Here is a 17,132-nt window from a genome sequence, read left to right on the forward strand (position 1 = left end):
GGCCGGACCCCGGGTCGGGGGCCGGAGGGGCGGGCCGGGGGTCAGGACCCCGTCGAACGGCCCAGCTCGTTGTCGATGAAGGCGAACACCTCGTCGGCGCTGGCGGCCTCGATCCGTTCCGTGACGACGAGTCCGCCGTCCGCCTCGCCGGATCCCTCCCACCGCGCGAGCAGATGCCGCAGCCGTCCGGCGACCCCGCTCCTGGTGACCTCGTCGAGCGCGTCCTCGGTGAGCGCCGCCTCCAGCCGGTCGAGCGCGGCCAGCGGCGACGGATCCCCGTCCCGCGCGGTGTCGCCCAGCAGCTCCGACCTCAGATGCCGGGCGACGGCGACCGGGGTCGGATGGTCGAACACGAGGGTGGCGGAGAGCCGTACGCCGGTACGCGCGGTCAGCCGGGTGCGCAGTTCCACCGCCATCAGGGAGTCGAAGCCCAGCCTGCTGAAGTCCCGGTCGGCCGGGATCGCGTCCGGGCTGGTGTGCCCGAGTACGCCGGCGGTCTCGGCCCGTACCAGTTCGAGGAGGTGGAGTTCCCGCTCCTCCTCGCCCGGCCCGGCCGGCCGCTCGGCCGGGCCTGTGGCGCGTCCGCGTGCGGCGGCGGCCGTGCGGCGACGCCCGCGGAGCAGCCCGCGCAGGATCGCCGGGATCTCGGCCGTGCCGCGCGCCGCCCGCTCCCCCGCTTCCCCGTCGACCAGCACCGGGATGAGCAGTGCCTCGTCGCGGGCGGTCGCGGCGTCGAACAGCGCGAGCCCTGTCCCGACGGGCAGCGGCGCCAGGTCCGAGCGGGCCAACCGTCCCCGGTCCGCGTCGCTCAGGGCGCCGGTCATCCCCCCGCCCTCCCGGGCCCACGGCCCCCACGCCAGGGAGACGGCGGGCAGCCCGAGGGCGGCACGGGAGGCGGCCAGCGCGTCCAGGAACGCGTTGGCGGCGGCGTAGTTGCCTTGTCCCGGGCCCCCGGTGATGGCGGCGACCGAGGAGTACAGGACGAACCCGGCCAGCCCGAGATCGCGGGTCGCCTCGTGCAGATGCCACGCCGCGTCCACCTTCGGACGCAGTATCCGGTCCATCAGGGCGGGTGTCAGCGAGCCAATGGTGGCGTCGCCCAGCACCCCGGCGGTGTGCACCACGGCGGTCAAGGGGTGCTCGGCCGGTACGCCCGCCAGCAGCCCGTCCAGCGCCGTGCGGTCGGCGACATCGCAGGCGGCGACGGTCACCTCGGCGCCCAGGGAGGCCAGTTCGGCCCGGAGTTCCCTCGCGCCGGGCGCGTCGGGGCCGCGCCGCCCCACGAGCAGCAGATGTTTGATGCCGTGCCCGGCCACGAGATGGCGTGCCAGCTCGCCGCCGAGGGCGCCCGTACCGCCGGTGACCAGGACCGTACCGTCACGGTTCCAGGAGCGGATCCCGTGCTCGGGCGACGGGGTACGGCCCCGGGGCAGCCGTGTCAGCCGGGCCACCCGCACCGCGTTCCCGCGCACCACCGCCTGGGTCTCCCCGGCGTCCAGCAGGGCGGGCAGGAGCGGCAGGGCGGTACGGAGGGCGGCGCGGAGGGAGTCCGTGGTGCGACCGTCCTCCGTACCGGGGGCATCGTCCAGGTCGAGCAGGAGGAAGCTGCCCGGGTGCTCCGCCTGGGCGGAGCGGACCAGGCCCCACACGGGCGCCGCGGCCAGATCCGGCACGCCGTCCCCGGGACCGGCCGCGACCGCGCCCCGGGTGACGAACACCAGCCGCGATCCGTCGGTCCGCCGGTCGGCCGACCACGCGCGCAGCAGGTCCAGCACGGTGCCCGTGAGCGCGCGGACCCGGGCGGGCAGGGATTCCGGTTCCGCCCGGTCCTGACGGGCCGTCGCCCGGTGGTCCGCCGGATCGCCGGTCACCGGGGCCATCACCGGGACCAGGACGAGATCCGGCACGGGGTCCGCGGCGCCGAGGAGTTCGGCCAGGGATCCGGCGCGTACGGGGAGGGGCCCGTCCCCCGGCGCGAGGGCGCTCTGCGGAGCCGGCGCGCCGGTGCCGAGGAGCGCCCAGCGCGGGCCTTCGGGGGAGGCGGGGGCCGTCGGCGCCGCCGGGGCGGGCACCCAGTCGAGACCGAACAACGGTCCCGGCCGGGCCTCGTCGGCCAGGGCCCCGGCCATCGCCTCGGAGGCCGGGCGCAGGGTCAGCGAACGCACCGAGAGCACCGGGGCGCCCTCCTCGTCGGCCGCCGTCAGCTCCACGGTGTCCCGGCCGGTCGCGGCCAGCCGTACCCGTAGTGCCGTGGCGGCGCCCGCGTGGAGCGTCATGCCCCGCCATACGACCGGGACGGTCCCGGCGAGCGGTCCTGCCGGGCCGGCCGGGGTGCTGTCGGTGCTGCTGGGGTTATCGGTGCTGCTGGGGTTATCGGGGGTGTCCGTACGGTCCGTACGGTCCGTGCCCAGCAGGCCCGCCGCCCGGACGGCGGCCGTCAGCAGGGCCGGGTGCAGCGTGAACGCCCCGTGCTCAGCGGCCTCCTCGGCGAGGGCCACCTCGGCGAAGATCTCGCCGCCGTGGAGCCAGGCCGCCCGGAGGCCGGAGGCACCGGAGGTGCCGCCGGGGTCCAGGCCGTCGGTGTCCGGGCCGTCCGGGTCCGGGCCGTTCATGTCCAAGTCGTCGGTGTCCAGGCCGTCCGGGTCCGGGCCGTTCATGTCCAGGTCCACCGGGACGGCTCCCGCGGGCGGCCAGGGCCCGGCGTCCAACTCCCGTTCCCGCGACCGGTGTCCGGCGGTCAGCACACCGGTCGCGTGCAGGGTCCACGGCAGATCGGTGTCGGCCTCGGCGCGCGTGTGCACGGTCAGCGCGCGGCGGCCCGTCCCGTCGGCGGCGGCCACGCGCGCCTGGATCCGTACGGTGCCCTCCTCGGGCACGAAGAGCCCCGTGGCGACGGTCAGTTCCTCCACCGTGTCGCAGTCCGCCTCGTCCCCGGCCCGTACGGCCAGTTCGGCGAAGGCGGCCGCCGGCAGGGCCGCGCCTCCCCCGGCCGCACGGTCCAGCAGCCAGGAGTGGGACCGCACGGACAGCCGGCCGGTCAGCACCACCTCGCCGGTGCCCGCCACGGTCGTGGCCGTGTCCAGCAGCGGGTGGCCCGCGGCCACCGGTCCGGGACCGGAGGCGTCGCCCGGGGCCGCCGGGAGCGACGGCCAGAACCGCTCGCGCTGGAAGGCGTAGGTCGGCAGTTCCACCCGGCGCGCACCTGTCCCCGCGAAGATCCCCGACCAGTCGGCGGGGGTTCCGTGGGTGTGGAGCCGGGCGAGCGCGGTGACGGCGGTCAGCTCCTCCGACCGGTCCTTGCGCAGGACGGGCACCACGACCGCGCTGTCCGGTACGGACTCACGGACCAGGGCGGAGAGCACCCCGTCCGGGCCCAGTTCGAGGAAGGAGGTCACTCCCGCCCCGGTCAGGGTCCGTACGCCGTCGGCGAAGCGTACGGTCTCGCGGACATGCCGTACCCAGTACTCGGGCGAGCACAGCTCGGCGGCGGTCGCGAGCGCGCCGGTCACGTTCGAGACGACCGGCACCGACGGTTCCGCGAAGGTCAGGTCCGCCGCGACCGCGCGGAACTCGTCCAGCATCGGATCCATCAGCGGCGAGTGGAAGGCGTGGCTCACCGGGAGCCGTGCCGTCCTGCGCCCCTCGGCGGCCAGGCGTCCGGCCGTCCTCAGGACACGGTCCTCGTCGCCCGAGAGCACCACCGACCGGGGTCCGTTGACCGCGGCGAGCGACACCCCCTCGGACAGCAGCGCGACGGCCTCCTCCTCCGTCGCCTGGACCGCGACCATGGCGCCGCCCACGGGCAGCGCGTCCATCAGCCGGGCCCTGGCCGTCACCAGACGGCAGGCGTCGGAGAGTCCGAGGACCCCGGCCACATGGGCGGCGGCCAGTTCGCCGATGGAGTGGCCCGCCACGAAGTCCGGTGCGACGCCCCAGGATTCGACCAGCCGGAAGAGCGCCACCTCGATCGCGAACAGGGCGGGCTGGGTGACGGCGGTCCGGTTCAGCTCCCCGGCGTCGTCCCCCCAGATCACCTCGCGCAGCGGACGGGCCCGGCCGTCCAACCGGGCGTCCAGATGGGCCAGTACGGAGTCCAGCGCGTCCGCGAAGACCGGGAACCGCTCGTACAGCTCGCGTCCCATGCCGAGGCGCTGGGAGCCCTGGCCGGAGAAGAGCACCGCCGAGGGCCGCTCGGCCGCCTCCGCCCCGGCCCCGGCGACCTCCGAGATGCCCTCCTCGGTCGCCAGCAGGACCGCCCGGTGCTCGAACACCGACCGGCTCGTGCACAGGGAGAAACCGATGTCGGCCGGGGTGAGTTCGGGTCGTCCGGCCGCGAAGGAGCGCAGTCGCGCCGTCTGTGCGCGCAGGGCGGCCCCGCTCCTGGCCGAGACCGGCCACGGCACCACCGCGGGTACCACCGCCGGTGCCGCCGACGCCGGCGCCGGTGCGGGAGCCGTGGGCGGGACGGCCGTCCCGTCCGGCGGGGCCTGTTCCAGCACCACGTGCGCGTTGGTGCCGCTGATCCCGAAGGACGACACACCCGCCCGCCGCACCCGGCCGGTCCGGGGCCACTCCTTCTGCTCGGTCAGCAGTTCCACCGCGCCCGAGGACCAGTCCACCCGGGTCGAGGGCTCCGTCACATGGAGGGTCTTCGGCAGCCGGCCGTGCCGGAGCGCCAGCACCATCTTCATCACCCCCGCGACCCCGGCGGCGGCCTGGGTGTGGCCGAGGTTCGACTTCACCGAGCCGAGCAGCAGCGGACGCTCCGGGTCGCGCTCACGCCCGTACGTGGCGAGCAGTGCCTGCGCCTCGATGGGGTCGCCCAGGGTGGTGCCCGTACCGTGCGCCTCCACCGCGTCCACGTCCGCCGGTGTCAGTCCGCCGGCGGCGAGGGCCTGGCGGATCACCCGCTGCTGGGAGGGGCCGTTCGGGGCGGTCAGTCCGTTCGACGCGCCGTCCTGGTTGATCGCGGACCCGCGCAGCACCGCCAGGATCTCGTGTCCCTCGCGCCGCGCGTCCGAGAGCCGTTCGACGACCAGCACGCCGACGCCTTCGGACCAGCCGGTGCCGTCGGCCGTGTCGGAGAAGGCCTTGCAGTGGCCGTCGGGCGCGAGACCGCCCTGCCGGGTGAACCCGGCGAAGCTCGTCGAGGTCGACATCACGGTGACCCCGCCGACCAGCGCCATGGAGCACTCACCGCTCCTGAGCGCCTGGGCGGCCCAGTGCAGGGCGACCAGCGAGGAGGAGCAGGCGGTGTCCACGGTGACCGCCGGGCCCTCGAAGCCGAAGGCGTAGGACAGCCTGCCGGAGATGACACTGGCCGCCAGACCGGTGCCCGCGTGGCCCTCGACGTCCTCGCTCGCCCGCAGGATCAGATGGGCGTAGTCCTGGCCGTTGGTGCCGACGAAGACACCGGTCCTGCTGCCGCGCAGCGCGGCCGGGTCGGTGCCGGTCCGCTCGAACGCCTCCCAGCCCACCTCCAGCAGCAGCCGCTGCTGCGGATCCATGGCGAGCGCCTCGCGCGGCGAGATCCCGAAGAACCCCGGGTCGAACTCCGCGGCCTCGTAGAGGAATCCGCCCGCGCGGGTGGCGCTGCGGCCCTGGCCGTCGCCCGCGAGGACATCGAGGTTCCAGCCGCGGTCGGTGGGGAATCCGGCGATCCCGTCGCGGCCCTCGGCAAGCATCCGCCACAGGTCCTCGGGCGACCGGACCCCGCCGGGGAACCGGCATGCCATACCGACGACGACGATCGGGTCGTCGTCGGGGGCGGTGGACCGCGCGGTGGCCGGGACGGCCGGGGCGGATGTCCGGTCGGCGGCCCGCTCACCGAGCAGTTCGGTGAGCAGCCGGTCCGCCAGCGCCCGGGGGGTGGGGTAGTCGAACACCAGGCTGGCCGGGAGCGCCAGACCGGTCAGCGCGGCGAGCCGGCCGCTCAGCTCCACCGCGGTCAGCGAGTCGAACCCGAGATCGCGGAATGCCTTGTCGCCCCTGATCGCCTCGGGTCCGGTATGACCGAGCACCGCGGCGCAGTGGGTACGGACCAGGCCCAGCAGCACGGCCGGCCGCTCGTCCTGCGGGGCCGCGTGCAGCCGCTCCCGCAGTCCGGAGGCCGCCGCCCCGGTCTCCCGGCGCGCTTCCCGCACGGTCTTCAGCGCGTGTCGCGCGGCGGGCAGTTCGGCGAGGAGCGGGCTGGGCCGCAGGCTCAGCAGCGCGGTGAGCAGATCCGGCCGCTGGAGGTCGGCGAGAACGACGGTCGGTTCCGGCTCGGCCACCACCCGCAGGAGGGCGGAGACGGCCAGTTCGGGATCGAGGGCGCCCGAAGTACGGCGCCCGCCCGGGTCGTTCGCGCCGGAACGCGGTCGGCCCGGGGCGTTCGTACCGGCGCTCCCGTGGCCGGAGGTGTGCGTGCCGGCACGGCCCCCGTCCGCTCCGGCACGGTCGGCCATGCCCCCGCCGTCCCACGCGCCCCAGGCGACGGAGGTCGCGGGGAGTCCGCGTGTCCGTCGCCCCTCGGCCAGCGCGTCGAGCGCCGCGTTCGCCGCCGCGTAGTTCGCCTGTCCGGGGTTGCCCACGGCACCCGCCACCGAGGAGAACAGGACGAACGCGGAGAGAGCGTGATCACGGGTCAGTTCGTCCAGCAGCAGGGCGGAGGCCACCTTCGCGCGGAACACCGGACCGAACCGTTCCGCCGTCAGTCCGGCCAGTACGCCGTCGTCCAGCACACCCGCCGTATGCACCACCCCCGTCAGCGGGCAGTCCTCCGGGATCGCCCCGATCGCCCGCGCCAGCTCGTCCCGGTCGGCCACATCGCAGGCGGTGACGGTGGTCCGGGCGCCGAGCCCGGTCAGTTCGGCCACCAGCTCGTCCGCGCCGGGCGCGGCGGGACCCCGGCGGCTCAGCAGCACGAGATGCCGGGCGCCCTCGCTCGCGAGCCGACGGGCCACCCGCGCGCCGAGCGCGCCGGTACCGCCGGTGATGAGCACGGTGCCGGAGGGCTCCCAGCGCGCCTCGCTCTCCACGGCGGAGTCCGCGGCCGGGGCGGGCAGCATCCTGCGGCCGAAGACGCCCGAGGCGCGGATCGCGAGCTGGTCCTCGTCACCCGTGCCGGTCAGTACGGCGACGAACCGGCGCAGGGCGCGCTCGTCCAGTTCTCCGGGGAGATCGACAAGACCGCCCCAGCGCCGTGGGTGTTCCAGCGCGGCGACCCGGCCGAGCCCCCAGACGGCGGCCTGTGCGGGAGCGGGCGGTGGCTCGGAGGGCACGGCTCGTACCGCGCCGCGTGTGACGGTCCAGAGCGGGGCCGCGACCCCCGCGTCACCGAGCGCCTGGACCAGGGTGGCGGTGGCGAGCAGTCCGGCGGACACCCCGGCCGCGTCGGACGACTCGTCCAGCGCGAGCAGGGACACCACGCCCGCGAGACCGTCGCCGTCCGAGGCAGCGGCGGCGGCGAGCTGCGCGGCGAGAGCGGCGCGGTCGATACCGCCGGTACGGCCGGTACGGCCGGTACCGCCACCGCCGGCCGCGCCCTCGGTGCCGACGGTGCCGGCCGCGCCCTCGGTGCCGACAGTGCCGTCCGTACCGTCCGTGACCTCGGCGCTGTCCGTGACCTCGGCGCTGTCCGTGGCGTGGGCGGTCACCCGTACGGCGGCCGGGCCCAGGGCGTCGATCAGCGAGGTCACCCAGGTGCCGGCGACCCCGTCCGCCGGGGCGAGCACCAGCCAGGTGCCGGCGGGCACGGTGCCGGGCGGCGTGGCCGGGGCGGTCGGGAGCGTCAGCGGCTGCCAGGCCTCGCGGTAGCGCCACGCGTCCACGGTCGACCGGAGCCTGCGCCGCGTGCGCCATGACGACAGGGCGGGCAGCACGGCGCCGAGCGATCCGCCGTCCACCTCGAACCTGGCCGCCAGGGACTCCAGATCCTCCCGCTCCACGGCGGCCCAGAACTCGGCGTCGACCGGGTCCGTACCCTCCGCCGGCTCCGCCCCGGCCACCTCGGGCCAGAACCGCTCGCGCTGGAAGGCGTAGGTCGGCAGATCCACCCGCCGGGCGCCCGTCCCCGCGAAGAACGCCGCCCAGTTGACGGAGGCACCGGCCGCGTGGAGCCGGGCCACCGCCGTGACCAGGGCGGCTTCCTCCCCCTGGCCCTCGCGGAGCGCCGGGACCACCACGGCGTCCACGGGCAGGGACTCCCGCGCCGGGGCGGACAGGACGGTGTCGGGACCCAGCTCCAGGAATACGGTGGCCCCCTGACCGGCGAGGGTCCGGACGCCGTCGGCGAAGCGGACCGTCTCACGGACATGCCGTACCCAGTGCTCGGCCGAGCACAGCTCCTCGGCGGACGCGAGTCCGCCCGTGAGGGTCGACACCACGGGAAGAGCGGGCTCCCGGTACGTCAGTCCTTCGGCCACCGCGCGGAACCGGTCGAGCACCGGGTCCATCAGCGGGGAGTGGAAGGCGTGCGAGACCCGGAGCCGGGTCGTCCTGCGGCCCTGGCCGGCCAGCCGGGCGGCGATCTCCAGGACCGTGTCCTCGTCGCCGGAGAGGACCACCGAGGAGGGGCCGTTGACCGCCGCGACCGACACCCGGCCGGAGAGACCGGAGAGACCGGAGAGACCGGAGAGATACGGGACGACCTCGTCCTCGGTGGCCTGGACGGCGACCATCGCACCGCCCTCGGGCAGTGCCTCCATCAGCGCGCCGCGCGCCACCACCAGACGGCACGCGTCCTCCAGCGAGAAGACTCCCGCCACATGGGCGGCGGCGATCTCACCGATCGAGTGGCCCGCGACGAAGCCGGGCGTGACGCCCCATGACTCCACGAGCCGGTACAGCGCGACCTCGACGGCGAACAGCGCCGGCTGGGTGAAGGCCGTCCCGTTCAGCCGTTCCGGGTCCTCGCCCCAGATCACCTCGCGCAACGGACGGTCCAACTCCGCGTCCAGCGAGGCCAGTACGGAGTCCAGCGCCTCGGCGAACACCGGGAACCGTCCGTACAGCTCCCGTCCCATCCCGAGCCGCTGCGAGCCCTGGCCGGAGAACAGCACCGCCGTCGACCGCTCGGTGGCCTGCCCCCGGGCGATCTCCCTGAGGCCCTCATCGCCCGCCAGCAGTACGGCGCGGTGCTCGAACAGCGACCGGCCCGTCGCCAGTGAGAAACCGATGTCGACGGGGGATCCGCCCCCGCTCCCGGGGGATTCCCACCGCTCCGACCGCTCCCCCGGCGTCGGCGGCTCCCCCGCGAGGGCCCTGATCCGCTCGATCTGACCGTTCAGCGCCGCTTCGCTCCTGGCCGACACGAGCCAGGGAACGACACCGGGGACCCGCTCGGGTGCGAGCGCCGGGCCGCCGGGCGCGGCCGGGGCCCGGTCGCCGTCGTCCGTCACCGGGTCGGCCTGCTCCAGGACCACATGGGCGTTCGTACCGCTGATGCCGAAGGACGAGACGCCGGCCCGGCGGGCGCGCCCGGTCTCCGGCCAGGGGGTGGTGTCCGCCAGCAGTTCGACGGCCCCGGCCGACCAGTCGACATGGGTCGACGGCTCGGTGAGATGGAGGGTGCGGGGCAGGGTGCCGTGGCGGAGCGCCATCACCATCTTGACCAGCCCGGCGGCGCCGGCGGCGGCCTGGGTGTGGCCGATGTTCGACTTGACGGAGCCGAGCAGGAGCGGCCGGGCGGTGTCACGGTCCTGGCCGTAGGTGGCCAGCAGCGCCTGCGCCTCGATCGGGTCGCCCAGCGGGGTCCCGGTGCCATGGGCCTCCACCGCGTCCACGTCGGAGGGCGAGAGTCCCGCGTTGGCGAGCGCCTGCCGGATCACCCGCTGCTGGGCGGGGCCGTTGGGCGCGGTCAGCCCGTTGGAGGCGCCGTCCTGGTTGACCGCGCTGCCCCGGACGACCGCCAGTACCTGATGGCCGTTGCGCCGCGCGTCGGACAGCCGCTCCAGGACCAGGACCGCCGCGCCCTCGGACCATCCGGTGCCGTCGGCCGAGTCGGAGAACGCCTTGCAGCGGCCGTCGCCCGCCAGCCCGCCCATCCGGGAGAAACCGGCGAAGTTGGCGGAGGTGGTCATCACCGTCACCCCGCCCGCCAGGGCGAGCGAGCACTCGCCGCCGCGCAGCGCCTGGGCGGCGAGATGCAGCGAGACGAGGGACGACGAGCAGGCCGTGTCGACGGACATCGCGGGGCCTTCGAGCCCGAGGGCGTACGCCAGCCGCCCGGAGACGACGCTGACCGCGAGACCGGTGGTCGCGTGGCCCGCCATGTCGTCCTTGGAGCGCAGCACCAGTCCCGCGTAGTCCTGGCCGCTCACCCCGACGAAGACCCCGGTACGGCTGCCGCGCAGGGTCGCCGGGTCGATCCCGGCGCGTTCCGCCGCCTCCCAGGAGACTTCGAGGAGTACGCGCTGCTGGGGGTCCATGGCCAGTGCCTCACGGGGCGAGATACCGAAGAATCCGGCGTCGAAGTCGGCCACGTCGCGCAGGAATCCGCCCTGTCCCTGGGAGGCGGCGATGGACGGGTCGCTCTGCCAGCCCCGGTCGGTGGGGAAGCCGGAGATGGCGTCCTCTCCGGAGAGAACCAGTTCCCAGAGTCCTTCGGGGGATTCGACACCGCCGGGGAAGCGGCAGCTCATCCCGACGACGGCGATCGGATCGTCGTCGGTGGTACCGGCGCCGTCGGCCGACTCGCGCGCGGTGACCGCCGTGATGCCCTCCACGCCGACCAGTTCGTCCAGCAGATGCGCGGCGAGCCGCGCGGGGGTGGGGTAGTCGAAGATGAGGGTGGCGGGCAGGATCAGTCCGGTGGCGGACGAGAGCCGGTTGCGCAGTTCGACAGCGGTCAGTGAGTCGAAGCCGAGCTGGCGGAACTCCCGTTCCACGGCGATCGCCTCGGACGAGGAGTGCGCGAGGACGGCGGCGGCCTCGGTGCGCACCAGATCGGTGAGCAGCCGGGGCCGCTCGTTCTCAGGGAGCGCGGTCAGCCGCTCGACCAGTCCCGACCGGGAGACGCTCGCGGCGCCGCCCTTCGCGGCGCGGCGGCCGGTCCGTACGAGACCCCGCAGGATCGCGGGGACGCCGGCCGACGAGGGGATCGCGCCGCCGCCGATGCCGAGCGGCACCACCAGGGCCTCGTCGCTCGCGGTGGCCGCGTCGAACAGGGCGAGCCCCCGCTCGACGGAGAGCAGCGGCATTCCGGAGCCGCCGACCCGGCGGACGTCGTGGTCCGCCAGGGTGCTGGTCATGCCCACGCCCTGCTCCCAGGCGCCCCAGGCGAGCGAGAGGCCGGGCAGGCCCCGTCCACGCCGGTGGGCCGCCAGCGCGTCGAGGAAGGTGTTGCCCGCCGCGTAGTTGGCCTGTCCGGGGCTGCCCATGACCCCGGCCGTGGACGAGTAGAGCACGAACGCGGCCAGATCGAGATGCCGGGTCAGCTCGTGGAGGTGCCAGGCCGCGTCCACCTTCGGGCGCAGTACGGAGTCCAGCCGCTCAGGCGTCAGCGAGCCGATGATCCCGTCGTCCAGGACACCGGCCGTGTGGATCACCGCTGTGAGCGGATGCTCCGCCGGCACCGAGGCCAGCAGACCGGCCAGCGCCTCCCGGTCCGCCGCATCACACGCGACAACCGACACCTCCGCGCCCAGAGCCCTCAGCTCCGCCGCCAGGTCCTCGGCACCCTCGGCGCCGGGTCCACGACGGCTGGTCAACAACAGATGGCGCATTCCATGTTCAACCACCACATGGCGTGCCAGCACACCACCCAGGCCGCCCGTGCCACCGGTGATCAGGACCGTGCCCTCCGGGTCCCACACCGGCGGCATGCTCAGCACTATCTTGCCCACATGCCTGGCCAGGCTCATATGGCGGAACGCGTCCCGGGCCCGCCGGACATCCCAGGAGCGGACCGGCAGCGGCTCCAGCGCTCCCTGGTCGAACAGGTCCCTCAGGGCCAGCAGCATGCGCTGGATACCCTCGGGATCCACCCAGCCGACATCGAACGAGCGGTAGTTCACCCCAACCGGCAGCTCGGCGGGGTCACGGACATCGGTCTTGCCCATCTCCAGGAACCGGCCGTCCGCACTCAGCAGCCGCAGCGACGCGTCGACGAACTCACCGGCCAGGGAGTTGAGTACGACATCCATCCCCTCGCCGCCCATGACCTGTGTAAAGGCGGCCTCGAAGTCCGTCGTACGGGAGGAGGCGATATGGTCGTCCGCCACACCCAGCGAGCGCAACTCGTCCCATTTACTCTCGCTCGCCGTCGCGAAGACCTCGGCCCCCAGATGACGCGCGAGCTGAATCGCCGCCATCCCCACACCACCCGCACCGGCATGGACCAGCACCTTCTCGCCCCGGCGCAGATCCGCCAGCTCGACCAGCGCGTGATACGCCGTCAGAAACACCAGCGGCACCGACGCCGCCGTCTCCCACGACCATCCCTCGGGCACGGGGATCATCCGGCGCTCGTCGCCCACCACATGGGTGCCGAACCCACCGAAGAGCATGCCCATGACCCGGTCACCGACCCGCAGGCCGGTCACCTCGGGACCGGCCTCGACCACCACACCCGCCGCCTCGGAACCGAACAGCCCCGCGTCGCCCGGGTACATGCCCAGCGCGTTGAGGACATCGCGGAAGTTCACCCCGGCCGCACGGACCCCGACTCGGACCTCTCGCCCCGTCAGCGGCTCCAGCGCCTCGGGGAAGGGCGCCAGCGTCAGCCCGTCCAGACTTCCCTTGGCCCGGCTGTCCAGCCGCCAGGGCACACCGGCCGGCGGCACCAGGCCCGTACCGGACTCCAGCCGTGCGAGCCGGCCGACGCGCGCCGCGCCCGCGCGCACGACGTACTGCGGCTCGTCGGAGTCGGCCGGTCCCGGCAGTGCCAGGAACGCGGCCGCGGACTCCGCCGTACCGTCCACGTCCACCAGCAGGAACCTGCCGGGGTTCTCGGCCTGCGCGGAGCGGACCAGTCCCCATACGGAGGAGGCGGCGACATCGGTGAGGTCATGGGCGCCGTCCTCGACCGCGCCCCGGGTGACGAAGACCAGTCGGGAGCCGGCGAACCGCTCGTCAGCGAGCCACTCCCGCATCAGTTCCAGGACGTACAGGGAGAGTTCGTGAGCGGATGCGGCGCTCCGCCCGCTGTCGCCCTTGAGCGGGACGACCACGATCCCCGGCAGGCCCTCGTCGTCGCGGCCTGACGCGGCGGCGGATCCGACGCGTTCGGCGGATCCGGCCAGTCCAGCGGGGCCGGTCAGTCCAGCACCGGGCCCGGCCGGTCCGGTCACGGGTCCAGCGGGTCCGGTCAGTGCGGCGAGTTCGGTGAGGTTCCGGACGGGGGCGCGCAGCCGGGCGGCGCCCGCCGCCGCGAGCGCGCCGGTCAGCCCCAGTTCATCGGTGCCGAGCACGACCCAGTCGGTTTCCGGGGCCGCGCTCCGCGCCGGCTCCGGCACCCAGTCGACCCGGAAGAGGGAGTCGGTCCCCTCGGGCCGGGTGTCGGCCTGGGCCGGAGGTGCCGCGGCCCTGAGCACCAGTGACTCCACCGAGATCACCGGTTCGCCCTGGGCGTCGACCGCCGCCAGCCGAACCGCGTCGGGGCCCTCGGGGGTCACCCGGACCCGCAGGGTCGACGCGCCCGAGGCGTGCAGGGAGACCCCGTTCCACGCGAAGGGCAGCAGACTCCGGTCGTCGCCGTCCGCGCTCGCGAAGACCGTGCTGTGCAGAACGGAGTCGAGGAGCGCCGGGTGGACCCCATAGGCGTCCGCGTCACCGGCTTCACGCGGCAGCGCCACCTCGGCGAAGATCTCCTCGCCCCGGCGCCAGACCGCGCGCAGCCCCCGGAAGACGGGCCCGTAGTCGAGGCCGTTGCTCGCGTACCGGTCGTAGAGACCCTCGACATCCACCACGGTCGCGCCCTTGGGCGGCCATACGGTGGCGTCGAAGCCGATCACCCGCTCTCCGCCGCCGATCCGCCCCGAGGCGTGCGGCGTCCACTCCGCGTCGGGCGCGTCGGCGGGGCGGGTGTGGAAGCGCAGCTCCCTGCGCCCGTCGTCGTCCGCTCCCCCGACGGCGATCTGCATCTGGACGGCGCCGTCGCGGGGCAGGACGAGCGGGGCGGCCAGCATCAGATCCTCGACGCGGTCGCACCCGGCCTGGTCGGCGGCGCGGACGGCCAGTTCGAGGAATCCGGTGCCGGGGAAGAACACCATGCCGCCCACGACATGGTCGGCCAGCCAGGGGTGGGTGGCCAGCGACAGCGTCCCGGTCAGCAGGAGTTCGTCGGAGCCCGCGACGGACATGGCCGCGCCGAGCAGCGGGTGGTTCGCGGAGGTCAGCCCGAGACCGGCCGCGTCCGCCGGCCGGTAGGTCGCCCGGGGCCAGAACCGTTCGTGCTGGAAGGCATAGGTCGGCAGATCCACCGGGCCGGCGCCGGTCCCGGTGAAGAACTCCCCCCACTCCACGCGCACACCGTGCACATGGAGCTGGGCGAGCGCACCGACCGCCGCGGCTTCCTCGGGCCGGTCCTTGCGCAGTACGGGCACGGTCAGGGCACTCTCGGGCACCGACTCCTGGGCCATGGCCGACAGCACACCGTCCGGACCCAGCTCCAGGAACGTACGCACCCCCAGCTCACCCAGCGCCCGCACCCCATCCGCGAACCGCACCGCCTCACGGACATGCCGCACCCAGTACTCCGCCGCACACAACTCCCCCACGGCCGCCAGACGGCCCGTCACATTCGACACCACCGGCACCGAAGGCTCCGCGAACGACAACCCCTCCACCACCGCACGGAACCCATCCAGCATCGGATCCATCAACGGCGAATGGAACGCGTGCGAAACCCGAAGACGGCTGATCTTGCGGCCCTGCCGCTCCAGCCGGGCCGCGGCCTCCAGCGTGGCGTCCTCGTCACCCGAGATGACCACCGACGTGGGGCCGTTGACCGCCGCGACCGACACCCGGCCGGAGAGCAGCGGACGGATCTCGTCCTCGGTGGCCTGTACGGCGACCATCGCACCACCGGACGGAAGCGCCTGCATCAACGAGGCACGCGCCGCCACCAGACGGCACGCGTCCTCCAGCGAGAACACCCCCGCCACATGAGCGGCTGCGACCTCACCGATCGAATGACCCGCCACGAAATCGGGGGTCACCCCCCACGACTCCACCAGACGGAACAGCGCCACCTCCACCGCGAACAACGCCGGCTGAGCACAACCCGTCCCGTTCAGCAGATCAGGGTCCTCGCCCCAGATCACCTCGCGCAACGGACGACCCAACTCGCTGTCCAGCACGGCGAGTACGGAGTCAAGCGCCTCCGCGAAGACCGGGAACCGTCCGTACAGCTCACGCCCCATACCCAGCCGCTGCGACCCCTGACCCGAGAACAGCACCGCGCAGGTGGGGCGTCCCGTGGCCGTCCCCTCGACGGTCCCCGGTGCCGTGCCGCTCTCCAGCCAGGCCGCCAGCGCGGCCCTCCCGGCGCCGCCGTCCTCGTCGGTCACGACCGCGAGACGGTGTTCCAGACTCGCCCTGGTGGTCGCCAGGGAGAGCGCCACATCCACCGGGCGCGGGCCGGGTTCGCCCTCCAGCCGGTCCAGCAGCAGGGCCGCCTGGTCGCGCAGCGCTTCCGGTGTCCGGCCCGATATCACCCACGGCAGGGCCGTCGCACGCCGTTCGGGGGCGCTCGCGTCGGGCTGTCCGGGGGTCTCGGCCCCCGCGGGCGGCGCCTCTTCGATGATCACATGCGCGTTGGTGCCGCTGACGCCGAACGAGGAGACGCCCGTACGGCGCGGCCGGTCCTCCCGCGGCCAGGCGCGTGCCTCGGTGAGCAGTTCGACCTTGCCCGCCGACCAGTCGACGTGCGACGACGGTTCGTCCACGTGCAGGGTCCGCGGCAGCACTCCGTGCCGCATCGCCATCACCGTCTTGATCACGCCCGCGACACCCGAAGCCGCCTGGGTGTGACCGATGTTGGACTTGACGGACCCGAGGAACAGCGGGCGTTCACGGTCCTGTCCGTAGCCGGCGAGCAGGCTCTGCGCCTCGATGGGGTCGCCCAGCGGGGTCCCCGTGCCATGGGCCTCCACCGCGTCCACCTCGGCGGGGGTCAGTCCCGCGTTGGCCAGCGCCTGGCGGATCACCCGCTGCTGTGACGGGCCGTTGGGCGCGGTGAAACCGTTGGAGGCGCCGTCCTGGTTGACGGCGGAGCCCCGTACCACCGCGAGGACCGGATGTCCGTTGCGCCGCGCGTCCGACAGCCGCTCCAGCACCAGCACGCCCGCGCCCTCCGACCAGCCGGTGCCGTCGGCCGACTCGGCGAACGCCTTGCACCGGCCGTCCCGCGCGAGACCGCCCTGCCTGCTGAACTCGACCAGCGAGCCCGGGGTGGACATCACATTGACGCCGCCCGCGAGGGCGAGCGCGCACTCGCCGTTGCGCAGGGACTGCACGGCGAGATGGAGGGCGACCAGCGAGGACGAGCACGCGGTGTCGACCGTGATCGCGGGGCCCTCCAGGCCGAGCGTGTACGAGAGCCGGCCCGACACGGCGCTGGCGGCGATACCGGTGCCGACATCGCCGGTCGCGTCGTCGAGCGACCTCACCAGCAGATAGGCGTAGTCCTGGCCGTTGGTGCCGATGAAGGCTCCGGTGCGGCTGCCGCGCAGCCGCGTGGCGTCGATGCCGGAGCGTTCGACGGCCTCCCAGGCGGTCTCCAGCAGCAGCCGCTGCTGGGGGTCCATGGTGACCGCCTCGCGGGGCGAGATGCCGAAGAAGCCGGGGTCGAAGTCGGCGGCGCAGCTCAGGAAGCCGCCCCGCTGGCTGACGGAGGTGTCGCGTGCGTCGGTGGTGCTGTCGCGCAGCGCGTCCAGGTCCCAGCCGCGGTCGGTGGGGAACGCGGAGATTGCGTCGGTGCCGGACGCGACCAGGTCCCACAGGCCCTCGGGCGAGTGGACCTCGCCGGGGAACCGGCAGCCCATGCCGACGATCGCGATCGGTTCGCTGGCGGCGGCGACGAACATCCTATTCTGTCGCCGCAGCCGGTCGGCCTCCTTCATCGCGGCGCGGAGTGCTTCCACAACAGTGCTGGCGGGGGCGTTCTCGGTGGGGGCGTTCATCGTCTGCTCCATCGCTCCGTCGTCGCG

Annotated in this window: 1 protein-coding gene; it reads right to left on the minus strand. The window is 74.4% G+C overall.

Translation table 11 applies throughout. The features are described 5' to 3' along the window. Positions 1 to 41: 41 nt before the first annotated feature. Positions 42 to 17,066, minus strand: a complete 17,025-nt coding sequence (locus tag ACFYYH_RS24700) for a type I polyketide synthase (RefSeq protein WP_388555115.1) — start codon at positions 17,064 to 17,066, stop codon at positions 42 to 44. Positions 17,067 to 17,132 lie beyond the last annotated feature (66 nt).

Source organism: Streptomyces sp. NPDC002018 (genome assembly GCF_042890865.1).
Classification (GTDB): domain Bacteria; phylum Actinomycetota; class Actinomycetes; order Streptomycetales; family Streptomycetaceae; genus Streptomyces.